We start from the raw sequence: 23,571 nt of genomic DNA, 5'->3' as shown, positions 1-23,571 counted from the left end.
CTGATCGATGCGGTGCCGACCGAGTGAAGGAGGGCGCGATGCGGCCCTGGCACGGAGTGGTGGTGGCCACCGCCACGCCCTATCGCACGGATCTCTCCCTCGATCTGGACCGGTACGCCGAGCACGTGTCCTGGCTCGGCACGGCCGGCTGCCACGGCGTCACCCCGAACGGCTCGTTGGGCGAGTACCAGGTACTCACCGACGCGGAGCGGGCCGACATGGTCCGGGTCGCCGTCGAAGCCGCACCGCGGGGCTGCTCAGTGGTTCCCGGGGTGAGCGCGTACGGTGCCGTCGAGGCCCTCCGTTGGGCGGAGCAGGCCGCCTCGGCCGGAGCGGCGGCGGTGCTGCTGCTGCCGCCGAACGCCTATCGGGCCGGTCCCGACGAAGTGCTGGCGCACTTCGCGGCGGTCGCCCAGGCCGGGCTGCCGATCGTGGCCTACAACAATCCGCACGACACCCGGGTCGACCTGACACCGGAGCTGCTGGCCCGGATCGCCGACGAGGTGCCCGAGGTAGTCGCGGTCAAGGAGTTCAGCGGCGATGTCCGGCGGATCTTCCGGCTGCGGGAGCTCGCGCCCCGTCTGGACGTGCTCGCCGGAGCCGACGACGTGCTGCTCGAACTGCTGGTCAGTGGGGCGGTCGGCTGGATAGCCGGATTCCCGAACGCACTGCCCGAGGTTTCGGTTGCCCTCTACGAATGGAGCCGGGCCGGACGCTTGGCCGAGGCCCTGCCGCTCTACCGTGCGTTGCACCCCATCTTCCGGTGGGACTCCCGGCACACCTTCATCCAGGCGATCAAGCTGGCCATGGACGAGGTCGGCCGGTACGGCGGGCCGGTACGGCTGCCCCGGCTGCCGCTGCCCGAAGCGGAAGCGGCGGCCGTCCGGGCCGACCTGGCCACCGCCCTGGCCTACGGCGGGCCGACCGGGCCCGCGATCCCTCGGCCGGGCCACGCCGGAGATCCGGTTTCCGGCGCGGCGACGCCAGCAGGCTGACATGCGCAGCCGCCTGGTACTGCACGCCGTCGACTCGCACACCGAAGGGATGCCGACCCGGGTCGTCACCGGTGGGGTGGGGGTCATCCCCGGCACCTCGATGGCACAGCGGCGCACCCATTTTCTGGCCCATCTCGACCACCTGCGGACCCTGCTGATGTACGAACCGCGCGGGCACGCCGCGATGAGCGGGGCGATCCTGCAGCCACCGACCCGGCCGGACGCCGACGTCGGGGTGCTCTTCATCGAGGTGTCCGGCTGCCTGCCGATGTGCGGGCACGGCGCCATCGGGGTGGCCACCGTGCTGGTGGAGACCGGAATGGTGGCGGTCACCGAACCGGTCACCACGATCCGGCTGGACACGCCGGCCGGTCTGGTCGAGGCGCGGGTCGACGTCGCCGACGGGGCTGCGCGCGCGGTAACCATCGGCAACGTACCGTCCTACAGTCACGCCCTGGACGCGTCAGTAGCGGTGCCGGGATTCGGTGAGGTCCGCTACGACCTCGCCTACGGCGGGAACTTCTACGCGATCCTGCCGCTGGACGCGGTCGGGCTGCCGTTCGAACGCGCAGCCGGGCCGCAGATCGTGGCCGCCGGGCTGGCGGTGATGGAAGCCATCAACGCGCAGGACCGGCCTCAGCACCCGGAGCGGCCGGACATCCGCGGATGTCACCACGTCCAGTTCGTCGCCCCGGACTCGGACGCCCGGCATTCCCGCCACGCGATGGCGATCTGGCCCGGCTGGTTCGACCGGTCGCCGTGCGGTACCGGCACCAGCGCCCGGATGGCCCAGTTGGCCGCCCGGGGCGAGCTGGCGGTCGGTGACGAGTTCGTCAACGAGTCCTTCATCGGCACCAGGTTCGTCGGCCGGCTGACCGGGACGACAACGGTAGGCGGCCGCCCCGCGGTGCTGCCGACGGTCACCGGCCGGGCCTGGATCACCGGCACGGCCCAGTACCTGCTGGATCCGGAGGATCCCTTCCCCGCGGGATTCCTGCTGTGACCCCGACCCATGCCGGTCCGAGCTTCGGTCCGGGTTCGGACCGTGCCGCCGTCCCTGAGGTACTGCGGCCGGCCCGCCGCTCCAGCCTGCGGGAGGACGTCTCCCAGTCGCTTCGCACGGCGATCGTCACCGGGACGCTGCGGCCCGGTCAGATCTACAGTGCACCCAAACTGGCCGAGCGGTTCGGCGTCTCGGCCACTCCGGTCCGCGAGGCGATGCTGGAACTGGTCAAGAACGGGCTGGTGGAGACGGTACCGAACAAGGGTTTCCGGATCGTGCGGGTCTCCGAGCGGGACCTGGACGAGATCGCCGTGCTGCGCGGCCTGCTGGAGCCGCCGAGCGTGGCGGAGCTGGCCCGTGGCGGCGACCTGGCCAGGGTCCGGGCCCTGCGGCCGCTCGCGGAGGAGATCGTCGCCGCAGCCGCCGTCGGCGACCTGCCCGGCTATCTGCGCGCGGACGTCGACTTCCATCTGGGCCTGCTCGCCGGCCTGGGCAACGGCCGGCTGGTCGAGGTGGTCCGGGATCTGCGGGCGCAGACCCGGCTGTACGGGCTCACCCGACTGGCCGAGACCGGCCGGCTGGTCGCCTCCGCCGCAGAGCACATCGAGTTGCTTGACGTGATCGAGGCAAGGGACGCGCCTGCGGCCGAGGCGCTGATGCGCCGGCACATCGGGCACACCCGGGGTATCTGGGCGACCTCCGCCGAGCCGCTTCCGTCGGCCGAGGACCCGGACCGTGGGCCGGGGCCGGGGCCGGGGCCCGTGATCGGCTGACCGGGTCGGGATCAACGGGACCGACCGTACCAACGGGGCCGAGCGCTCCGTGCGAGCGCCCGACCGCAGGGCGGCTCGGGCGCCGCACAGCAATACGTTTGGCGGACCCCTCCTCGTCCCGGTAACTCGGGATTTACCAGGAAGAAATGACCGCTCCACCTCTTGACGATGACGCAAGCCGGTGCCGATAGTGGGATCACCAGGCTAAACGTTATGCCTTGGAGGCCCGATGGATGCCCCGAAGCACTCAGTAGCCGAGCTCGTCGGCGTCTCCAAGAGCTATTCCGGAACGGACCACGCCGCAGTCCATGATGTCCATCTTGAGCTGCTGGAAGGCGAGTTCTTCTCGCTGCTCGGGCCAAGCGGCTGCGGCAAGAGCACAACGTTGCGCATCGTGGCCGGGCTGGAATCTCAGACCTCCGGAACCGTACGGATCAAGGGCGAGGACATGGGCCACCGGCCGGCCAACAAGCGGCCGACCAACATGGTCTTTCAACACCTCGGGCTCTTCCCGCATCTCGACGTCGCCCGCAACATCGCGTTCGGTCTGCGGTTGCGCCGGGTCTCGGCGGCCCGCCGGGCCGCCGAGGTGCAGCGGGTCCTCGACCTGGTGGAGCTCGCCGGATTCCAGCATCGCCATCCCGATCAGCTCTCCGGCGGCCAACAGCAACGGGTGGCGATCGCTCGTGCCCTGGTCAACCGGCCCGCCGTACTCCTGCTCGACGAGCCGCTGGCCGCCCTCGACCTCAACCTACGCCAACAGATGCAGCAGGTGCTGCGGGACGTTCAACGTGAGTCCAGGACCACCTTCCTCTTCGTCACCCACGACCAGAACGAGGCGATGGCCCTCTCCGACCGGATCGGGGTCATGCGCGACGGGACGCTGTGCCAGGTCGGCACCGCGGAGGACCTGTACCGACGGCCGAGTTCCCGGTTCGTCGCCCGGTTCATCGGCGACGCCAACGTGCTCGACCTCGCCGTCCGGGACGGCCGGGCCCGACTCGGGGAACACGACATCCGGGTCGCGGCCGGCGGTGACGGCGTCGCCCTCTCCGTCCGCCCTGAGGACATCGACCTGCGCGATCGGACCGGTCAGCAGGCCGGCGGCCCCGGTACGGACACACCCACGCTGGCCGCCCGGATCACCGCCGCCACCTACCTCGGCGCGGTGGTCCGCTACGACCTGCACACCGAGGCCGGCCACCAGCTCCGCGCGATCCGGCCGGCCGGTGCCGACCGACTGGTCGCTGGCGCCTCCGTCGAGGCGTACTGGCGACCGGCCGACGCCGTCGTGCTGGCCTCCTGACAGCTCGATCCGACAGGACCGACCCGCAGATCCAGGTAGCTACCCACTCCGCCGACGCTGACCCGGACGGGACACCGGAACAAGGACCGGCGCGGCCACCGCGCACCAGCCGTAGATACAGGACGGGCGTCGCCCGCGATAGGAGACACCGATGGGACACCAGGTAAGCCGACGCCGACTGCTCGCCGCATCAGCGGCCACCCTCGCACTGCCCGCGCTCAACGCCTGCGGCCGGGACATCGAGACCGACCCGGAGCCGGCCGCACCGAGCGGCGGCAGCGAGCAGATCACCATCTTCGCGTTCCTGGGCAACCGGCTCGCGGACATGCCGAAGGCGTTCGCCGAGGACTACATGTCCCGGCACCCGAACGTGGAGATCAGCATCTACGAGGACAGCAACGCGGTCGGCTACCCCAAGATCCTTGCCGCCAGGCAGACCACGCCGGACCAGCCGCTGGTCAACATGGGCTTCTTCAACTCACAGATCTCCGCTCAGGGCGACCTGGACGGCACCTGGAACACCCTGGACTACACGGCGCTGAGCAACGCCGCGAGTGTCAGCGACACCTTCCGCCGGTCCAACTCCAACGGCATCGGCATCGGCGCCGACCAGATCGGCATCCTCTACAACACCGACAACATCAGCACCGCCCCGACCGGCTGGGCCGATCTCTGGGACGACCAGTACGCCGGCCGGCTCACCCTCTTCGACTACTGGTGGCAGGTGGTCTTCATGGCCGCCCAGCTCAACGGTGGCTCGCTGGAGGACATGGAGCCCGGCTGGGAGATCTGGCGGGACAAGGCGAGCAACATCCGCACCCTGGTGACCGCCAACCCCGAGTGGCAGCAGGTCATGAGCAACGGCACCGCCGACATCACCAGCTGCTGGAACGGCACCGGGCTGCAGTTCAAGGACGACGGTGCCCCGGTCGACTACGTGGTGCCCGACGAAGGCGCCATCGCGGTCCCCGTCTACCTGCAGACCGTGCAGGGCAACACCGACAACCAGCAGGAGATCTGCGTCGACATCGTCAACGAGATGCTCAGCCCGAGGTGGTGCCAGATGTGGGCCGAGACGGCGGTGCAGACTCCGGCCAACTCCGATGTGAGTCTGCCGGCGGACCTCGCCGAACTGCCCGGGTTCCAGGCCGAGAACGTGGCGAAGCTGATCTCGGTCGACTGGGGCCTGGTGGCCCGGCAGAACGCCGACTGGCGGGCCCGCTGGGACGCCGACATCAAGGCGAACATCTGAGCGACATGACCGACGCCGCCACGCGACTGCGGGCCGGTACGCCCCGGTACCTGCTTGTCCTGCCCGCCCTGGTGCCGCTCACGGTCATCTTCGTCGGCAGCCTGCTTCAACTCGCCGACCTGGGACTGCGGCCGTACCAGGAGGGCCGGATCGGCACCGGGATCACCCTCGACAACGTCCGCCGGTTCATCGTGGACAGCTACACCTGGCGGGTTCTCGCGGACACGGTGACCCTCGGTGTGGTCTGCGCGGTGGTGACGGTGGTGCTGGCGTACCCGATGGCGCTGGCGCTGCACCGGCTACGCAGCCCGGCGTTACGCGGCCTGGCCCTCTTTCTGATCTTCTCGCCGTTGCTGACCAGCGTGGTGGTCCGGGCGTACGGGTGGAACGTGCTGCTCGGCGACGGCGGGGTGGTCAACCAGGTGCTGCGCGGCCTCGGCCTGATCGAGACCCCGCTGCGGATCATGTACGAGTTCCCGGCGGTGGTGATCGCCATGGTCCACGTGCTGCTGCCCTTCGCGATCTTCCCGCTGCTCGGGGTGGTGGCACAGGTACCCCGCGCCGCGCTGGAGGCGGCGCACGATCTGGGTGCCGGTCGCACACAGGTGTTCTGGCGGGTCACCCTGCCGCTGACCCGGCACGGCGTCCTGCTCACCCTGCAACTCTGCTTCGCGCTCACGATCAGCGCCTTCGCCACCCCTGCGCTGCTCGGTGGAGGCCGGGTGCAGGTGCTCAGCGGGCTGGTCTACACCAACGTCGGGGCGGTCGACTGGCCGCTGGCGGCCGTCCAGTCGTACGCCCTGCTGGTGCTCACCCTGCTCCTGGTCGGCGCGGTCAACCTCGCCGTGCGGCTGACCGGACGGAGCCGCAGATGATCCGCAACCGCCCACTCACCCTGGTACTGCTCGGCCTCGGCCTCGCCTACCTGGTGGCTCCGCTGGTCATCGTGGTGGTCAACTCCTTCAACGACTCCGGCTACGGCGGCTGGCCGCCACCGGGGTGGTCGCTGCGCTGGTACCGGCGGCTGGCCGAGCAGGACGGCTTCCTGCAGGCGGCGATGGTCAGCACCGTGGTGGCCGCGCTCGCCGCGCTCGCCGCGGTGCTCGCCGGCATGGCCGCGGCGGTCTCCGTCACCCGGTTCCGCTACCCGGGTCGGCGTCTGGTCGAGTCGCTGTTACTGGCCCCGCTGGTGGTGCCGAAGGTCGCGGTCGGTCTCGGCGCGTTCATCCTCTTTCTGCAGGCCGGCTTCTACGGCAACGACGGTGCGCTGGTGGCGCTGCACCTGGTGCTGCTGCTGCCGTTCGCGGTGAACATCCTCGGTGGGGCGCTGGTCCGGATCCCGATCGTCTACGAGCAGGCCGCCCGGGATCTCGGTGCCGGTCCGGTGCGGGCGTTCATCGCCGCCACCCTGCCGCAGCTACGCCGCTCGCTGGTCGCGGCGTACCTGCTCTGCTTCATGATCAGCTTTGACGAGGTGGACGCGACGGTGTTCGTGGTCGCCCCAGGGCAGACGACGCTGCCCGTGTCGATGTACCAGTACCTGCAGAGATACCAGGATCCGACGCTCGCCGCCCTCTCCACGTTCCTGATCGGCGCCACCTTCGCGCTGGTCGCGGTCGTGATGACCACCGCTGGCGCGTCGGCGCTGGCGGGTCTGCAGGGTGGCCGGGGTCGGACGCCACGCGACGCGAGGAGGCGGGACCGGTGACCGGACGACCCGGAGCAGGCCAGTCGCTATCCGACCCGGTGGCGGTGGTGACCGGGGCCGGCGGTGGAATCGGTGCGGCGACCTGCCGCCGCCTGGCCGGGGACGGGCACCGGCTGGCGCTGGTGGACCGGGCCGGGCCGGCTCTCGACGCGCTCGCCGCCGAGCTGACCGGCGCGGGGAATACCGTGCTGGCCATCGCCTCCGACGTCCGCGACCCGGCCGACGTGGGCCGGGCCGCGGCCCGCGTGGTCGACCACTTCGGAGGCTTCGACACGCTGGTCACCTGCGCCGGTGTCGGCCGGATCGACCCGATCGAGACGGTCGACGACGACGTCTGGGCGGACACCCTGGCCACCAACCTCACCGGCACCTTCTGGTGGTGCCGGGAGGCGGTGCCCCGGCTGCGCGAGCGCGGCGGGGGCACGATCGTGCCGGTCTCGTCCACCACCGCGCTGGTCGGCCTGCCCGGCCGCACCGCGTACGCGGCGAGCAAGGCCGGCGTCCTGGGGCTGGCCCGCACCCTGGCCGTCGAGTGCGCCCGTGACGGCATCCGGGTGGTACCGGTCTGCCCCGGCGCCACCCGCACCGAGCTGGTCCGGCAGGGCTACCGGCGATCGTCCGACGCGGCGGCCGCCGAGCGTGCGCACGCCGCCGCCCAGCCCATCGGCCGGCTCTCCGAGCCGGAGGAGATCGCCGAGACCATCGCCTTTGTCTGCTCGCCCCGGGCGGGCACCATCACCGGCGCGACGATCATCGTCGACGGCGGATTCACCGCTGGAGGACCCTCGTGGAACACCTGAAGCGCCGGCAGGCAGCCCTGGAGCTGGCCGCCACGGCGGGCGTGGACACCCTGCTGGTCACCAAGCTGACCCACATCCGCTACCTGACCGGGTTCACCGGCACCGCCGGGGTGTTGCTGCTCGCGCCGGATCCGCTGCTGGTGGTCGACTTCCGGTACGGTGCGCAGGCCCGCGAACAGGTGCCCGAGGTGCCCGTCGACGGGGACTGCGCGCCGCCCCGGCTCTGGGCGACGGTGAACGACCGACTATCCCAGCGGCCCGGCCAGCGGCTCGGGGTGGACACCCGCAACCTCACCGCCGAGCAGTACCTGGCTCTCGCCGCCACCGTCGGACCGGACCGGCTGACCGACTGCGCCGGGCTGGTGGAACGGCTGCGCGCGGTCAAGGACGCCGACGAGGTGCAGGCTCTGCGGGAGGCCGCCGACCTGGCGGAGGAGCTGGTCCGGCGGCTGCCCGGCTGGCTGCGTCCCGGGCGACCGGAAAACGAGATCGCCGGCGAGATCGAGTACGCGCAGCGGCACCTCGGTGCCGAACGCAGCGCCGCGCCGATTCTGGTCTCCTCCGGGGAGCGCTCGACCATGCCGCACGGCGCGGCCTCCGGCAAGCCGCTGGCGCAGGGGGAACCGGTGCTGGTGGACCTGTCGCCGGTGGTACGCGGCTACCGCGCCGACATCACCAGGACCTTCTTTCTCGGCACCGCCGGCCCGCAGTACCGGCGGCTGCACCGGGCGGTGACCGCCGCGCACACCGAGTCGATGGCCGCCGTCCGGGCCGGGGTACGTGCCAGCGAGGTGGACGCGGTCGCCCGGCGGGTGCTCGCCGGCTACGACCTGGACGGCTACTTCAAGCACTCGCTGGGCCACGGGATCGGGTTGGATCAGCACGAGCCGCCGCTGCTGTCGCCGTACGACGACACCGTGCTGGCCGCCGGCATGGTGGTGATGATCGAGCCGGGCGTGTACGTGCCCGGCGTCGGCGGCACCCGGATCGAGGACGCGGTGCTGGTCACCGAGGACGGGTGCGTGCCACTGACCACCTCCGACCCGGAGATCCGGGAGCTGTGAACGCGGTCGGCACGCACCGGGTCTCGTTCCGTGGCGAGATACTGACGGCCGGGCCCGACTACTGCCCGGCCGACCTCGTCGTCGCCGACCTCGACGTCACTGACCTCGACGACGCTCACCCGGGTGGCGGTGCCGGCCGGGCGGCCGGAGCGCCGGATCCGGGGGCGGTGCGGGCGGTCGTACCGGTGGCTCAGCCACCCCGGTCCGCCGACGCCGACGCGGTCGTCGAGGCGGTCCGCCGGCACCGACCGGAGCGGTTGGTCGCGGTCGGCGACGGCGGCACCCTGGACGTGGCCAAACACGCCTGGAACCTGCTGGCCGCCGGGCAGCGGCCACCGCTGGTCCTGGTTCCCGCCGGTGCCGAGCCGTGGCGGGCGTTCGCGCCGTTCAGCAGCCTGTACGAGCCGGACGGCCAGCGGGTCTCCCGGCGCTACGAGGACCTCACCGGCCAGCAGGTCCGGCTGGACTCCGCCGCGCTGGCCGCCCGCCAGCCCGGGGTACGGCACCTGCATCGGGCGGACACCGCCGTACACGCGGTCGAGGTGCTGACCGGCCGGCGGGCCGGTCCGTGGGGGCGGGCCCTGGCCGCCGGTGCGCTCGCCGCGCTGGCCGACGACCAACCGATCGCCGACCTGGTCGCGGCCGGCCTGGCCACCGAGGCGTTCGCCGCTGCCGGGCTGGGCCTGGCGCACGCACTCGCCTCCCCGCTGGGCGCCCTGGCACGCCGCCGGCACGATCTGCCGAACGTGCTGCTGGCACCGGCCGTGGCGGAGTTCTGGGGCACCCGGGTGGACTGGACGCCGGTCGCCGCAGCGGTCAACTGTCACGCCGATGCCGGATCGGTCGCGCGGTGGCTGCGGGAGCTGCGTGACCGGGCCGACGTCCCGGCGACCCTGACCGCCGCCGGCTTCGACCGGGCGCTGCTGGCCGACGTGGTGCCGCAGGCGATGCGCAGCTCCGGAATGCCGTGGCTACCGGAGCCGGTGGACGCCACCACGCTGACCGATCTGCTCGACCGGGCCTGGGTGAACCGGTGAACACCGCCCACGCGTGCGGTGGATCAGACCAGGCTCAGGCCACCGTCCACACTGATCGTCTGGCCGGTCAGGTATCGACAGTCGCCGGCGACCAGCAGCTCGACGAGGGCGGCCAGTTCGTCGGGCTCGCCGGTCCGGCGCAGCGGAATCCGGCCGGCCAGGTCCCGCTCCACCTCGGGTTCCCGGTCGAACCGGGCGGCGAGCAGCGGGGTACGGATCGCGCCGGGGCAGATCGTGTTCGCCGTGACGCCATGTGGGCCGTACTCCAGGGCGAGCTGGCGGGTGAAGGCGATCACGGCGCCCTTCGCCGCGGCGTAGCCGGCCCGGTCCGGGATCGGCCGCAGCGCGGTCAGCGAGGCGATGTTGACGATCGCCCCACCACCGGCCGCGACCAGACCCGGCAGTACCGCCCGGCAGACGTAGAAGGCGCTGGAGGCGTTGGTGTCCAGGTTCCACCGCCAGTCCGCGTCGCTGGTCGAGGCAGCGGTGCCGGCCCGGATCGCGCCCGCCGCGTTCACCACTGCGGAAAGTCCCGGATGTACGGCGAGAGCGTCGGCCACGGTGGTCGCCACCGAGGCCGGATCGGTCAGATCGGCGACGTGCCGGCTGGCCGCGTCGCCGGCAGCCAGCTCGACGAGCGCCGCCGTCAGCCGGTCGGCGTCCCGGTCCACCAGCGCAACCCGGTGCCCGGCGGTCAGCAGCCGCCGCGCGCACGCCAACCCGATGCCGGACGCCGCCCCGGTCACCAACACCGACACCGGCCCGGAGGGAACCCTGGATGAGATCACTTGACGAGGCTATCAACGCAGGTCAGTCCGGTGCCGACGGCGGCAGATGGGTGATCCGGGGCGGCCGGCTGCTGAGCGCCGACGCCGAACCGGTGGTGGTGGACCTGGTCATCGACGGTGAACGGGTGGCCGCTGTCGAGCCGGCCGGGACCGCCGACGCGGGTCCGGTTTTCGACGCCGCTGGTCTGGACATCGCCCCCGGCGCGATCGACCTGCACGTGCACCTGCGCGACCCCGGCCAGACCCACAAGGAGACGGTGGAGACCGGCACCGCCGCAGCGGCGGCCGGCGGTACCACCCTGGTCTGCGACATGCCGAGCACCCAGCCCCAGGTCACCACCGTCGACCGGTACGTGGCCAAACGTGACGCGTGGACCGGGCGGGCCGCGGTGGACTACGCGCTCTGGGCCGGTGGCACCGACCCCGACCAGCTGCGTGGGATGGCCGCCGCCGGCGCCGTCGGCGTCAAGATCTACATGGCCACCTCGCCCGGGTTCGACCAGCTCTACTCCCCCGACGACACCGCCGTCCGGCGGGTGCTGCGGGTCTCCGCCGAACTCGGTTGGGCCGTCTCGGTGCACGCCGGCGACCAGGCTGCCAGCGACGCGCACCGGGCGGAGCTCATCCGCGCCGGGCGCAGGACACCGGCTGACGTGCTGGCCGTGACCCGAGGGCCGGGCAACCTGGCCGGCCTGCGTTCGGTGCTCACCGCCGCGACCGATCTGCGCCAGCCCGTCCACCTGGCGCATCTGAGCGCGTACGGCACCGCGGCGCTCGACGAGTTCGTCAGGGCCCGGGCCGAGTTTCCCCGGCTGACCGCCGAGAGCTGCTTTCCGGCGTTGAGTGAGGAGGAGGACCTCCCCCGTCTCGGGGTGTACGCGCTGCCGACCGTGTTCAGCGCGGCAGCGCGGGACCGCTTCGTCGACGCGATCGCCGACGGCACCATCGACGCGATCGCCACCGATCACGCCCCGCACACCCGGGACGAGAAGGACCCCGGCCGGCACGACGCCTGGGCTGCGCCGCCGGGCTATCCTGCGCTGGAGACATCGCTGCCGCTGGCGTACGACGCGCTGCTGGCCGGCCGGCTCGACCCGCGCCGGTTCGTGGACGCCCTCGCCGGAGCGCCGGCGCGGATTCTCGGCCTGGCCAGGAAGGGGCGGATCGCCCCCGGCTGTGACGCGGACCTGGTGCTGCTCGATCCCGCCGGCAGCTGGCGGGTGGACGAGTCGACGATGCACTCGCTGGTCGGCTGGAGCCCGCTGCACGGCCGGGAGCTACGAGGCCGGCTGGTCGCCACCTACCTGCGCGGTCGGTCGATCGCGCGGGGCGGTGACATCATGTACCCCGGCGGTGGACAGTTCGTCCGCCGATCAACTGGTCGGGCAGTGGCCGCAGGTGGTCCCGGATCGACGGAGAAGGTGCCGGGAGCGGCGGAGCGGCGGAGTTCATGACCTGGGAGACGGCCGAACCGGTCGGGGCGAAGCCGACGCTGCGCGACGTGGCGCTCGCCGCCGGGGTGCACCTGGCCACCGCCTCCCGGGCCCTGAGCGACGCACCGAGCCGACCGGTCGCCCCGCGTACCGTGGCCCTGGTGCGGCAGGCCGCCGCGCGGCTGGGGTACGTGCCGGACCAGGTCGCCCGCAGCCTGCGTACCCACCGCACCCCGGCGATCGGCGTGCTGATCCCGGACATGTCCAATCCGGTGATGCCGCCGCTGGTACGCGGTGCCGAGCAGCGCCTCGCCCAGTACGGCTACACGACTCTTTTCGCCGACACCGACAACGATCCGGCGGCCGAGACCAAGCGGCTCACCATGCTGCTTTCCTGGCGGGTGGCCGGGCTCATCCTGGCCACCGCCCGGCGGGACCAGCCGCTCGCCGCGGAGCTGGTCAACTCCGGCGTCCCCGTGGTGCTGATGTCACGCAAGCTCGACGCTACTCCGGTGCCGTCAGTGACCGTGGACGAGTCGGTCGGCATCGCCCAGGCCCTTGGCCATGTGCTGGAGCTCGGCCATCGCCGGATCGCCTACCTCGGGGTGCCGCAGTGGACCTCCGCGGGCCACGAGCGGCTGGTCGCGTTCCGCGACAACATCGCCAGCCGAGGGTTGACCCTGCCGCCGGAGTTCGTGGTGACGTGTGCCGGCTACGGCGAGCAGGACGGCGCCGCGGCGCTGGCCGGGCTGCTCGACCGACCGGATCGGCCGACCGCCGTGCTGACCGGCAACGACATGATGGCGCTCGGCTGCTACGACGCCATCCGGTCCGCCGGGCTGCGTTGCCCGGAGGACGTCAGCGTGGTCGGCTACAACGACATGCCGCTGACCGATCGGGTGGATCCTCCCCTGACCACGGTCCGGGTGCCGTACTTCGATGTGGGCCGCCAGGCGGCGACGTTGCTGGTGGAGAAGCTGGCCGAGGCGAACGACATCGACCGGTCGGTCCGGCTGACCCCGCGCCTGGTGGTCCGCGGCTCGACCGCAGCGGCCCGGGCGAGCTGAGCCGCAGCGGCCCGGGCGAGCCGCCGACAACCCCCACGACGCGATCTTCGCATCCCGGCGCGGCACCTGGCTGTCATCGCAGAACGTGCGCCGCCAGTGGCGGCAGGCCCGCGCCGACCTGATCGCCGGTAGGCGTTTGTGGGGATTTTCGGGGGGCGATTCAAAACTACATCGATCAAAACAAGGCCCTGGCCAGCGAACCTGCCGGTCAGGGCCTTTCTCTGAGCCGCCTGACGGAATCGAACCGTCGACCTACGCATTACGAGTGCGTCGCTCTGCCGACTGAGCTAAGGCGGCAACGATCAACCAGTGTACGGCACCTCGCCGGATCCGCGCCCGCCGCCCGGTGGTGTACCAGCCGCAGCCGGGCCGGCAACCGGCAGGTGACAGATGTCGATAACCGACAGTAAGCTCCCGACGTGTGACGGACGACGTGACCCCGCCCGCTCCACCCGCTGACCGCACCGGCCACGGCCGCCCCCGGCCCCGGTCGCTCGACCCCAAGGAACTCGGCTTCACTCCCCGGCCGCCGGTGCCCTGGCTGGCGCCGATGCTGCTGCTCAGCACCGGGCTGCGTACCCTCATGGCCAAGCTGTTCGGCGCGTACCTGGACAAACGGGAGTTGCAGGGCGCGCTGCCCGACGACGTGCACAGCCATCAGGCGGTCGACGGTGAGCTGTGGATCGACTACGTCGCCGATCTCGGTGACGGCTTCCCGTCCACGTACTCTGTGGCGTACCTGCTGGCGCAGCCCGACCTGGCCGTCGCCGACGGTGTCCGGCTGCCCCGGGGCGACCTGCTGGTGATGGGCGGCGACCAGGTCTATCCGTCGGCCAGCGGCGAGGCGTACGAGGACCGTTGCAAAGGGCCGTACCAGGCGGCCCTGCCACAGCCGGCACCCGGCCGGCCACAGCCCACCCTGTACGCCATCCCCGGCAACCACGACTGGTACGACGGGCTGACCGCGTTCCTGCGGTTGTTCGCCCGCCGCCGCGACGCGTCGATCGGCGGCTGGCGTACCGAGCAGAAGCGGTCGTACTTCGCGGCCCAGCTGCCCGCCAACTGGTGGCTGTTCGCCATCGACGAGCAGTTCGGGGCCTACCTCGACGACCCGCAACTGATGTACTTCGAGAAGGCGGCGATGCGGCTCGGGCCCGATGCCCGGGTCATCCTCGCGGTGCCCGAGCCGACCTGGGTCAAGGCCGTGGCCGACCCGCAGGCCTACGACGCCGTCGACTACTTCGTGCGTACGGTGATCAACCCGACCGGTGCCCGGGTGCCGGTGATGATCTCCGGGGACATGCACCACTACGCCCGGTACGCCAATGCCGAACGGCAGTTGATCACCTGTGGCGGGGGCGGTGCCTACCTGACCGCCACCCACAAGCTGCCGGAGCGGATCACCGTCCCACCGGCGGACACGATCGCCCGCAACGCCAGCCCGCACCAGGACTACACGCTGGGCGGGCGCTACCCGAGCGCCGAGCGGTCCCGCCGCTACAGCTGGGGCGTCTTCCACCGGCTGCCGTGGCGCAATCCCGGCTTCGCCACCCTGCTCGGCACCTTGCAGACCCTGCTCATGCTCGCCATCGCGGGCGTGATCGTCTCCTGGTCGGACCCTGACGAGCAGCGGTTGTTCAGCATCCCGCTGGTCGCCATGGTGCTGCTCACCCTGGCCGCCTCGGTGATGTTCGCCAAGCCGCCGAGCGCCAGCGGCGCACGCCACTCCCGGCACTGGTTACTGGGCCTCGGGCACGGTGTCGGGCAGATCGTGCTGGCCTGGGTGGGTGCGCTGATCTGGTTGCAGTTGCCGTTCGTGGACTGGCCGTGGCCGCTGCCGGTGGTCGCCGCCGCCGTGGTGTACGGCCCGGTCGCCGGGCTGGTGACCAGTCAACTGACCGCCGGCTACCTGGTGCTGGCCGGCGGATTCGATGTCAACCTCAACGAGCTGTTCGCCGGCCAGGGGATCGAGGATTCGAAAAGCTTCCTCCGGATGCGCATCGCCGCCGACGGGTCGCTGACGATCTATCCCGTCGCGGTCGACCGGATCTGCCGACGCTGGCGTACGGAGCCGGACGCCGCACCGCACGGCTCGTGGATCGTGCCTGGTGAGCCGCTGCCCGCCCGGCTGGCCGAGGAGCCGATCACGCTGCGTTAGAAGCGCACCGGACGGCACCGGTTCAGCCGTACGCCTCGTCGTGGGCCTTGCGGGGACCGCAGACCGACGCCCGGCTACAACTGCACCGGGTGCCGTCCGCGTCGAGGCGGACCACCACCGAATCCCGCGGGACGCTGTGGCCGACCACCCGGCCGTCGCCTTCCGGCGTGGAAACCCGGCTGCCGACCGGCGGCGCGGACTCCTGGAACTTGGAGTACAAGGGGTGCTCGTACTTCAGGCAGCACATCAGCCGACCGCACGCCCCGGAGATCCGCAGCGGGTTCAGCGGCAGGTCCTGGTCCTTGGCCATCCGGATGGTGACCGGCTCGAAGTCGGTGAGGAAGGTGGCGCAGCACAGGTCACGGCCGCAGGAGCCGATGCCGCCCTGCACCCGCGCCGAGTCCCGGGCGGAGAGCTGCCGCAACTCGACCCGGCAGTGCAGGGTGGCCCCGAGGTCACGCACCAGCGACCGGAAGTCCACCCGGTGCGGTGCGGTGAAGTAGATGGTGGCGCGGGCATTGTTCAGCGTGCCGGGCTCCAGCACGTGGTCCACCGCGACCACTTTCATCGGCAGTTCGTGCTCGCGGATCAACCGCTTGGCCGCCACCTTCGCTTCCGCCTTGCGCTTGCGTTGCACCTCGTCACGGTGCAGGTCCGCGTCTGTGGCGAGGCCGGCGAGCCGAGGGAAGCCGTCGGTGTCGTCGCTGACCCACTGCGGCGCCCAGACGCACTCGGCGACCTCGGTGCCGTCGTCGGTCGGCACCAGCACCTTGTCACCGACCGCTGGGCGCAGATCCGCAGGATCGAGGTAGTAGAGGCGCCCGTACCGGTTGAAACTGACCGCGCAGAGCATCCCCATGGGCCCTACCCTACGTCGGCATCCGCGCATCGAGAAGGCACCCGAGCGGATGGCCGATACACCCGGCGCGGTCAGCCGATACACCCGGCGCGGTCGGCCGAACGGATGAAAGTGCCTGCCGGGCCGCAACGGGACGGAAAAGGCGCAGTTGTCATCGGTAACCAGAGCCTGCGGGGGGTGCAGGAAAGGCCACGGCGTCGCAGCCGGAGCAACCGGGCAAAGAAGCCTCGCTCCGCGAGTGCGGCGCCGTTGGCATGTCCGGACAGGGTGGCTCAGCGGTCGTCGTGACTCAACAGCCGCCGCCGCTTCCGTGGCTGCCTGCCGCTCAGTAGCGCAGCCGCAGCACTGCGTCGGGTCGCAGCGCCAGATCCTGCGCCGGCGCGCCGCCCGGACCGGCCGGAGCGACCCGTGACTGCCAGCGCGCCAGCAGATTCTCACCGTCCTCGCCGATCTCGGCCAGTATCCGCAGCACCGGCACGGCCACGGCTGCCGCCGCCCGCGCCGCAGCGGCCTCCCCGGCGCCGACGGCAGGGCCGACGGCGGCCACCACCGTGATCGCGTCGGCCGAGCTGAGAGCGCCGGCCAGCACGCCGGCCAACGCGGCTCGGCTCAGCTGCGCCCAGCGGGCCAGCGCCTCGGCGAAGCCGGCGGTGGCCGCCAGCCGGCCGGCGTGGCTGTCCGGATCCGCGCCGGGCGCGGCGTCGGGTCTGCCGGCGAGTTGTGCCGCGAGCGCCGAGCGGGTCGCGTCGTACGCCTGTGCCGCCGCCCCGGTCCAGTCGAGCGGGCCGACCAAGGCGTCCGCTGCCTGCGCGTACCCGTCGAGATGTGGCCGGATCGCGATGTCGGCGTCGGTCCACGGCGCCGGACGCACCGAGAGGAAGGCGCCGACCGCGTCCCCGGGCAGTGCCCGGACCTGACGCAACAGCGGCCAGACCGGATGTTCTGCCGGTGCCCCACACCGGGTGAGTCGCTCGTCGACCCGGGCGAGCAGGTCGATGGCCGGGCCGGCGACCAGATCCAGCGCGTCCATCAGGCACCGTCCGGGTAGTCCTGGCCGGCGACCTCTTGCCGGTGGGCAATCTCTTGCTGGCCGACGCCGTCCTGCTGACCGACGGCGGTGTCGGTGTCCCGGTAACCGTCGGCGGCGGCCCGCAGGCCGGTGGCGAGCTCGGTCAGCCGCTGGCCGGCGGCATCGGCTTCGGCGGCCCGATCAACCAGCGCCTGCTGCCACTGCCGGTGCAACGCGTCGGTCAGCAGGCCGAGCCGCCCGGACGGGTCCGGCCCCGGCCGCCGGTCGGGGCCGGTCAGCCGGGCCAGCTGCCGGGCGGTGTCAGCGAGCTGCTCCGCGCAGCGGTCCAACCAGGCCGCCTGGGCACGCGTACCGTCCACCTAGAATCCTCGCGCCGGCGCTTCGGCACCGAACGTCTCGGCCCACAGTTTCTCCCGGGCCCAGCGGGCGGCGTCGGCCGCGGCGGTGACCGCCGACCGCACCGAGGCGGCGAGGTCGGTGTTGCTGCGGGTGTGCAGGGCACCGAGGATCCGTACGTCGGTGACCGCCCCGGCGGCGTTCACCACGATTTCGACCGTGCCGTCCGGCGAGCGGACGGTCACCTCGACGGTGTGTACCGTCTTGTCGAACTCGACCTGCCGTGCCTCGATCTGGCGGTAGCGCGCGACCGCCTCCTCGATCCACGTCTCGTCGATCTCCCGTACCACCGGGCTCCTCACCATCGTCCGCCCGCCAGCGACCCGAAATCTGCACCCGCTGTACGGACAGGGCTGCGCTACGGCACCGAACCGTACCGCCAGCGGTCTAGCCGCGCCAGAGGGTGAGCATCATCGCTTCTACCGCGATTCGCGGCTTGACGTTGGTGGCGATCGCGTCACGGCAGGTCAGTACGGCTTCCAGCCGGCGTAGCGTCGCCTCGGCTGTCCACTTTCCGGCAGCCGCCTCGACCAGCGGAGCCACGTCGGTGTGCACCGGCGCCACCGGCGCGCCGAGCGCCGACACCAGGACATCTCGATAAAACCCGGCCAGATCGACCAGGGCCCGGTCGAGCGCGTCCCGCTGCGCCCGGGTCGCCCGGGACTTCTGCCGCCGTTCGAGTTCCTTGAGCTGACCGGCGGAGCCACGGGCGGCACTGGCGGCGCCCCGGCCGGTGCCACCCGCGCCGAGCGCGGTCTGCAGCGCCGACCGCTCCGCCGCGTCGATCTCCGCCACCGCCGCCGCAGCCTCCGCCTCGGCCGCCTCGATAAGTGCGGAAGCCGCGTCGAAGCAGGCACCGACGCTGGTCAACCGACGCGGCACCGCGAGCACGGCGTCGCGGCGCTCGCGCGCCTGCGGGTCCTGGGCGAGCCGCCGGGCTCGACCGACGTGGCCCTGGGCTGCCGCCGCCGCCCAGGAGGCGGTCTCCGCCGGTACGCCGTCACGCGCGGTCAGCACCTGGGCGACGGCCTCGGCGGGCGGCTGCCGCAGCGCCACCACGCGGCACCGGGAACGGATGGTGACCGAGATGTCGTCGGGGTGGGTGGACGGCGTACAGAGCAGGAACACCGTCCGGGGCGGTGGCTCCTCGATCGCCTTGAGCAACGCGTTCCCGGCTGCCTCGGTGAGCCGGTCGGCGTCCTCGATGACCAGCACCTGCCAGCGCCCGGCCGACGGTGTGCTCGCCGCCCGCAGCACCAGGGCACGCATCTCGCCGACCCCGATGGAGAGCCCGTCGGGGACGACGAAGCGGACGTCGGAGTGGGTGCCGGCCCGGGTGGTGTGGCAGCCAGGGCATTCACCACAGCCGACTCCGTGGACACACTGCAGGGCGGCGGCGAAGGCGCGGGCCGCCACCGACCGGCCCGATCCCGGCGGACCGGTGAAGATCCAGGCATGGGTCATCGCACCGGCAGCCGGTGCGTCGCCGGAACCGGCCGTGATCAGGGCAGTCGCCGCCGCAGACGCCCGGCGCAGGGTCTGCACCGCCTCGTCCTGGCCGACAAGTTCGGCGAAGACGTCGGCCCCGAGCGCGGTACTCACGGCTGCCGCCCGACTTCGGCCTCGGCAGACTGTCCGGCCGGCTGCTCGGTAGGCTGCTCGGCCGGCTGCTCGGCCGGCTTGGCCGGGGCGTCCCCGTGCCGGCTGATCAGCACATCGACACGGGCGGACACGGCCGCCCGCAACTCGTCGACCGGTCGGGTCGCGTCGAGCACCAGGTAACGACGGGGATCGGCGGCGGCCAGGTCCAGGAACGCGTACCGGACCCGCTCGTGGAAGGCAAGCGACTCGCTCTCCAACCGGTCCGCGCCCGCTCCCCGCCCCTGCGCCCGCCGCAGTCCCACCTGCGGTTCGACGTCCAGCAGCACCACCAGATCAGGCTTGAGCCCGCCGGTGGCCCAGGAGGAGAGCCAGGAGATCTCCTCGACCGGCAGGGTCCGGCCGACCCCCTGGTACGCCAGCGAGGAGTCGATGTAGCGGTCGCTGATCACCACCGCACCCCGGGCCAGTGCCGGGCGGACCACGGTCGACACGTGGTGGGCCCGATCGGCCGCGTACAGCAGCGCTTCCGCCCTGGCGGACGGAGATTCGGTGCCGGCGGCCAGCACCAGCCGCCGGATCTTCTGGCCGAGGCCGGTGGCGCCGGGCTCGCGGGTCTCCACCACCTCCCGGCCGCGCTCGTGCAACACCTCGGCCAGGGCCGCCACCTGGGTCGATTTGCCGGCACCCTCGCCACCTTCGAAGACGACGAAGACGCCGCTGGCGGTGAACGCCTCGGACACGGCGAGGGGCCGCCCTCGGATCGACCCCCAGAGGTCCGCCAGAATCGGCACACCGGGCTTGTCGTCCATCTGCCGCAACGCACTGAGCCCGGCGAAGATGCCGAACAGGCCGGCGAGCAGCAACAGCAGCCGGGTCGAGGAGAACGAGATTCCGAGGTCGGCGATCTGGACCTGCCGCGAGCCACCGACCCCGACGAGCACACTGCTCAACGCGATGGCCAGCATCAGCACCACCCGGGTGCCGGTCTGCACCACGGCGAAGACCCGACCTCGGACGTCGTCGGCGATCTCCCCGCCGAGCAGGGTGATGCCGGCCAGGAACGCCATCCCGGCCGCCGCCCCGACCAGCACCGCTCCGAAGATCGCCATGGACAGGTGCAGCGACAACGCGAGAATCAGCACAGATCCGCTGGCCAACACGATGCTCAGCCCGAACCAGCGCCGCCGCGACAGGTCGCGCACCGCCGCCGGACCGAGCCCGATGCCGGCGCCCAGACCGACGAACAACGCGGCGAACAGCAGGTAGAAGGCGGCGTCACCGGCGCTGAGCGACGCGGTGAAGAACCGGGCCGTGCCGATCACGATCCCACCACCGGCGAATGCCCCGAAGATGCCCAGCACCAGGCCGCGGACCAACGGTGTCTGGCCGATGAACCGCCACCCGTCGATGAACTGTCTGACCAGGCTCTGCTCGGCGTGCCCGGCGGCGCCGTCCCGGCCGCTGATCTCCTTGATGCCGTAGAAGACGACGATCGCGGTGGCCAGTCGGGAGGCGGCGTTGAAGAACAGGGCCAGTTGCGCCGGCTCGGCCCAGGAGGGCAGGTCGGTGCCGGTCGCGGCGCGGACCGCGCCGTCGAGCACGGCGAGGCTGATCGCGGCGAGCACCGGGGTGATCCCGTACGTCGCGATGAGCGTGAGCTGGTTGGCGATCTCCAACCGGGCCTTGGGTATCAGGTTGGGGACGGCAGCTTCCTTGGCCGGAATCCAGATCAGGGTGATCGTCTCGATCAGGAAGATGGCGATCGCCGCCCAGGCGACGGTCATCGCTCCGCTCGCGCCGAACATCGGCAGCAGCGGGATCGAGGCGAACAGGACGAACCGGAGCAGGTCGCAGATGACCATCGTGTAGCGCCGGTCGAACCGGTCGGCGAGCACTCCGGCGATCGGTCCGAGGACCAGCGCCGGCAGCAGCCGTACGGCGATGACACCGCCGAACGCCGCCCCCTGGGCAGCGCTGCCGGACACCTGCCCGGCGGCGAAGATCGAGGTGGCCAGCAGGCCGAGCCAGTCGCTGAACGAGGCGACACCAAGCACGATCCACAGCCGGCGGAACGGCCGGATCCGCAGCACCGAACGTAGCGCCGGCAGGCCGGAGAGGTCGACCGGGGCGGCGGCCTGGTCTCCTGGCGGCGCATCCGATCGGTCATCGCGCTGCGAACCGCTGGCGTTGATGTCGATGACTGTCCCTCCCCGTCAGCCCGGCGGCGGGCTCAGGATCACACTCTAATCGCGGCCTGCGGCTGCCCTACCCCGACATTGCCCTGATCCTGCCCGGGAGGGCGCACGGGGTGCCGGCGGTCGGGCGGTGCCGGCGGCGCTACACCGTGGCGCGGCGGACCGCACCGGACCGTAGGTGAATGGATTTCGCATCTTGCCATGGAACGCTACCGTGCGTACGTGACTCCCGACCGTCAGCGCCTGCGGGCCCGGCTCGACGCCGCGACCGCGCACCTGGATCCGCCGTTCGCGCTCGTTGATCTGGACGCCTTCGACAACAACGCGGCGGTCCTCGCCCACCGCGCCGCAGGCAAGCCGATCCGGGTGGCCAGCAAGTCGGTGCGCTGCCGGTCGTTGCTGCGGCGGGCGCTGGCACACCCCGGCGGTGCCTGGCGGGGTGTCCTGGCGTACACCCTGGCCGAGGCGACCTGGCTGGTCCGTGGCGGAGTCACCGACGACGCGCTGGTCGCCTACCCGACGTGCGACCGTACCGCGCTCGGCGCGCTCACCAGCAGCGAGACGTTGGCGGCCAAGGTGACGCTGATGATCGACGATCCGGTGCAGCTCGACATCGTCGACGCGGTCCAGCCAGCGGGCCGGCGGCCGGTGATCCGGGTCTGCCTCGATCTGGACGCGTCGTGGCGCCCGCTCGGCGCCCGGCTGGCGCACATCGGAGTACGGCGGTCACCTGTGCACACCGCCACGACGGCCGGCGAGTTGGCCGAAGTCATCGCGGGACGGGCCGGCTTCCGGTTGGTGGGCATCATGGCGTACGAGGCACAGATCGCCGGCCTGGGCGACGCACCGGCCCGGCAGGCGGTACGCGCCGCGGTGATCAGGGCCGTACAACGCCGCTCCTACCAGGAGTTGCTACGCCGGCGGGCGGCGGCGGTGGCGGCGGTGGCACGCCACGCCGCGCTGGAGTTCGTCAACGGCGGTGGCACCGGCAGCATGGCGTTGACCAGCGCGGACCCGGCGGTCACCGAGGTGACGGCCGGGTCCGGGCTACTCGGTCCGACACTGTTCGACGGTTACCGGGCATGGCAGCCGAAGCCGTCGGCGTTCTTCGCGGTCCCCGTGGTCCGCCGCCCCGCCCCGGGCATCGTCACCGTGCTCGGCGGCGGCTGGGTCGCCTCCGGGCCGGCCGGTGCGGACCGGTTGCCCAGTCCGTGGCTGCCCGGACGGCTGCGGCTGCTCGGCACCGAAGGCGCCGGCGAAGTGCAGACCCCGCTGATCGGTCCGGACGCGGCCCGGCTGCGCATCGGTGACCGCGTCTGGTTCCGCCACGCCAAGGCGGGCGAGGTCTGCGAGCGCGTTTCGGAACTGCACCTGGTTACCGGCGATCGGCTCGACGGTAGTGCCCCCACCTACCGGGGTGAGGGCTACGCCTTCCTCTGATCGTCCGGACGCGGATCGGCGCGATGCTGGGCGTCCGGGTCCACGTGCCGGTGCAGGTACTCCCGGATCAACGCCTTGGCCTCGCGCAACACGTTGTCGTCGCCAGCCGTGTCGCGACGGAAGGCGAGCTTGATCAGTGCGTCGGCGGCCTCCACCGCGATCTGCAGGGCGAAGCGCAGGCGCGGCTCGTCCGGGATGCCGAAGCGTTCCACCAGCACCTTGGTCAACTCGCTGGCGATGACCGCGTTGTTGTCCCGGCTCTCGTCCAGCAGTCGCACGTCGACCACGTCGCCGAAGTGCAGCGTACGGAAGCCGGGCACGGTGCGGTGCATGCAGATGTACTCGTCGATTCCGGCGTCCACTCCGTCCCACCAGTGGGCGAAGTCACCGCTGGCGAAGCGGTCGTTGAGCCGCTGCAGGTACGCCTCGATGTTGCGCAGCGTGAGCGCCTGCACGATCGCCCGCTTGTCCGGGAAGAACTGGTACACCGAGCCGATGGCCACCTCGGCCCGCTCGGCCAGCAGGGTCGTGGTCAGACCCTCGTAACCAACGTCGTCCACGATCTCGGCGCATGCGTCGAGCATCCGCTGGACCCGGGCAAGGCTGCGCCCCTGGACCGGAACCCGACGCAGCGGGCCACTTGTGACGGCCGGTGTCGACACTCG

The 23,571-nt window shown here is 72.0% G+C and carries 22 protein-coding genes, 1 tRNA gene and 1 pseudogene; 15 read left to right on the top strand and 9 right to left on the bottom strand.

Features of this window, described 5'->3' with window-relative positions; genetic code table 11:
• The first annotated feature begins 38 nt into the window (after positions 1 to 38).
• The 10 genes from ACN27F_RS20875 (at position 39) to ACN27F_RS20830 (ending at position 9,938) form a co-directional block, all read left to right on the top strand.
• Entirely contained in the window at positions 39 to 995 is a 957-nt protein-coding gene (locus tag ACN27F_RS20875; RefSeq protein WP_421435926.1) for a dihydrodipicolinate synthase family protein, read from the top strand.
• A 1-nt stretch (position 996) separates the two neighbouring features.
• Positions 997 to 1,998, top strand: coding sequence for a proline racemase family protein (locus ACN27F_RS20870; protein WP_421435924.1), 1,002 nt, complete (start codon positions 997 to 999; stop codon positions 1,996 to 1,998).
• A complete protein-coding gene (locus ACN27F_RS20865) occupies positions 1,995 to 2,771 on the top strand; it encodes a GntR family transcriptional regulator (protein WP_421435922.1) in 777 nt (258 codons plus the stop codon). Before ACN27F_RS20870 ends, ACN27F_RS20865 begins: the two co-directional genes overlap by 4 nt.
• 229 nt (positions 2,772 to 3,000) lie before the next feature.
• On the top strand, positions 3,001 to 4,077 hold the full coding sequence (locus tag ACN27F_RS20860) for an ABC transporter ATP-binding protein (protein WP_421435919.1): 1,077 nt from the start codon (positions 3,001 to 3,003) through the stop codon (positions 4,075 to 4,077).
• Positions 4,078 to 4,228: 151 nt separating this feature from the next.
• Positions 4,229 to 5,329, top strand: coding sequence for an ABC transporter substrate-binding protein (locus ACN27F_RS20855; protein ID WP_421435917.1), 1,101 nt, complete (start codon positions 4,229 to 4,231; stop codon positions 5,327 to 5,329).
• A 5-nt stretch (positions 5,330 to 5,334) separates the two neighbouring features.
• The gene (locus ACN27F_RS20850) at positions 5,335 to 6,204 is read left to right on the top strand and encodes an ABC transporter permease (RefSeq protein ID WP_421435915.1); all 870 of its coding nucleotides are present in this window, start codon (positions 5,335 to 5,337) and stop codon (positions 6,202 to 6,204) included.
• Positions 6,201 to 7,037: an ABC transporter permease gene (locus ACN27F_RS20845; protein WP_421435913.1), complete on the top strand. Its 837-nt coding sequence runs from the start codon at positions 6,201 to 6,203 to the stop codon at positions 7,035 to 7,037. Before ACN27F_RS20850 ends, ACN27F_RS20845 begins: the two co-directional genes overlap by 4 nt.
• Positions 7,034 to 7,837 (top strand): SDR family NAD(P)-dependent oxidoreductase, encoded by an 804-nt coding sequence (locus ACN27F_RS20840; RefSeq protein WP_421435912.1) that lies wholly within the window; start codon positions 7,034 to 7,036, stop codon positions 7,835 to 7,837. Before ACN27F_RS20845 ends, ACN27F_RS20840 begins: the two co-directional genes overlap by 4 nt.
• Complete coding sequence (locus ACN27F_RS20835) at positions 7,825 to 8,901, top strand: M24 family metallopeptidase (RefSeq protein WP_421435910.1); 1,077 nt, start codon at positions 7,825 to 7,827, stop codon at positions 8,899 to 8,901. Before ACN27F_RS20840 ends, ACN27F_RS20835 begins: the two co-directional genes overlap by 13 nt.
• Positions 8,898 to 9,938 (top strand): hypothetical protein, encoded by a 1,041-nt coding sequence (locus ACN27F_RS20830; RefSeq protein WP_421435908.1) that lies wholly within the window; start codon positions 8,898 to 8,900, stop codon positions 9,936 to 9,938. Before ACN27F_RS20835 ends, ACN27F_RS20830 begins: the two co-directional genes overlap by 4 nt.
• Before the next feature lie 23 nt (positions 9,939 to 9,961).
• On the opposite strand, the gene ACN27F_RS20825 is transcribed toward ACN27F_RS20830, so the two are convergent.
• A complete protein-coding gene (locus ACN27F_RS20825) occupies positions 9,962 to 10,726 on the bottom strand; it encodes an SDR family NAD(P)-dependent oxidoreductase (RefSeq protein WP_421435906.1) in 765 nt (254 codons plus the stop codon).
• Here ACN27F_RS20825 and ACN27F_RS20820 point away from each other — a divergent pair.
• The 3 genes and pseudogenes from ACN27F_RS20820 to ACN27F_RS20810 all read left to right on the top strand — a co-directional run.
• On the top strand, positions 10,717 to 12,180 hold the full coding sequence (locus tag ACN27F_RS20820) for a dihydroorotase (RefSeq protein WP_421435904.1): 1,464 nt from the start codon (positions 10,717 to 10,719) through the stop codon (positions 12,178 to 12,180). The genes ACN27F_RS20825 and ACN27F_RS20820 overlap by 10 nt on opposite strands.
• Entirely contained in the window at positions 12,177 to 13,226 is a 1,050-nt protein-coding gene (locus ACN27F_RS20815; RefSeq protein ID WP_421435901.1) for a LacI family DNA-binding transcriptional regulator, read from the top strand. The genes ACN27F_RS20820 and ACN27F_RS20815 overlap by 4 nt, the downstream gene beginning before the upstream one ends.
• 19 nt (positions 13,227 to 13,245) lie before the next feature.
• Positions 13,246 to 13,344, top strand: a pseudogene (locus ACN27F_RS20810) (site-specific integrase); the annotation flags it as partial.
• Between the two features lie 106 nt (positions 13,345 to 13,450).
• Here the strand turns inward: ACN27F_RS20810 and ACN27F_RS20805 are convergent.
• A tRNA-Thr gene (locus tag ACN27F_RS20805) sits at positions 13,451 to 13,523 on the bottom strand.
• 124 nt (positions 13,524 to 13,647) lie between these two features.
• Here ACN27F_RS20805 and ACN27F_RS20800 point away from each other — a divergent pair.
• Entirely contained in the window at positions 13,648 to 15,384 is a 1,737-nt protein-coding gene (locus ACN27F_RS20800; protein ID WP_421435898.1) for a metallophosphoesterase, read from the top strand.
• Between the two features lie 22 nt (positions 15,385 to 15,406).
• On the opposite strand, the gene ACN27F_RS20795 is transcribed toward ACN27F_RS20800, so the two are convergent.
• From ACN27F_RS20795 to tmk, 6 genes are all read right to left on the bottom strand, one after another.
• Positions 15,407 to 16,243, bottom strand: a complete 837-nt coding sequence (locus tag ACN27F_RS20795; RefSeq protein ID WP_421435897.1) for a PSP1 domain-containing protein — start codon at positions 16,241 to 16,243, stop codon at positions 15,407 to 15,409.
• Between the two features lie 325 nt (positions 16,244 to 16,568).
• Complete coding sequence (locus ACN27F_RS20790) at positions 16,569 to 17,273, bottom strand: hypothetical protein (RefSeq protein WP_421435895.1); 705 nt, start codon at positions 17,271 to 17,273, stop codon at positions 16,569 to 16,571.
• Positions 17,273 to 17,632, bottom strand: coding sequence for a type VII secretion target (locus ACN27F_RS20785; protein ID WP_421435894.1), 360 nt, complete (start codon positions 17,630 to 17,632; stop codon positions 17,273 to 17,275). The genes ACN27F_RS20790 and ACN27F_RS20785 overlap by 1 nt, the downstream gene beginning before the upstream one ends.
• Positions 17,633 to 17,974, bottom strand: a complete 342-nt coding sequence (locus ACN27F_RS20780; protein ID WP_421435892.1) for a YbaB/EbfC family nucleoid-associated protein — start codon at positions 17,972 to 17,974, stop codon at positions 17,633 to 17,635.
• A gap of 82 nt (positions 17,975 to 18,056) precedes the next feature.
• On the bottom strand, positions 18,057 to 19,271 hold the full coding sequence (locus ACN27F_RS20775; protein ID WP_421435891.1) for a DNA polymerase III subunit delta': 1,215 nt from the start codon (positions 19,269 to 19,271) through the stop codon (positions 18,057 to 18,059).
• Positions 19,268 to 21,325, bottom strand: coding sequence for a dTMP kinase (tmk, locus tag ACN27F_RS20770; protein ID WP_421440358.1), 2,058 nt, complete (start codon positions 21,323 to 21,325; stop codon positions 19,268 to 19,270). The genes ACN27F_RS20775 and tmk overlap by 4 nt, the downstream gene beginning before the upstream one ends.
• A gap of 342 nt (positions 21,326 to 21,667) precedes the next feature.
• Between tmk and ACN27F_RS20765 the strand changes: the two genes are divergently transcribed.
• The gene (locus ACN27F_RS20765) at positions 21,668 to 22,906 is read left to right on the top strand and encodes an amino acid deaminase/aldolase (protein ID WP_421435889.1); all 1,239 of its coding nucleotides are present in this window, start codon (positions 21,668 to 21,670) and stop codon (positions 22,904 to 22,906) included.
• On the opposite strand, the gene ACN27F_RS20760 is transcribed toward ACN27F_RS20765, so the two are convergent.
• A complete protein-coding gene (locus ACN27F_RS20760; RefSeq protein WP_421440356.1) occupies positions 22,891 to 23,490 on the bottom strand; it encodes a TetR/AcrR family transcriptional regulator in 600 nt (199 codons plus the stop codon). The two genes, ACN27F_RS20765 and ACN27F_RS20760, sit on opposite strands and share 16 nt — an antisense overlap.
• Between the last annotated feature and the right edge of the window lie 81 nt (positions 23,491 to 23,571).

The organism is Solwaraspora sp. WMMB335, from assembly GCF_049179075.1.
In the GTDB taxonomy this organism is placed as follows: domain Bacteria; phylum Actinomycetota; class Actinomycetes; order Mycobacteriales; family Micromonosporaceae; genus Micromonospora_E.
Note: the sequence above shows the minus strand (reverse complement) of the source record. Positions and strands in the feature narration are given on the sequence as shown.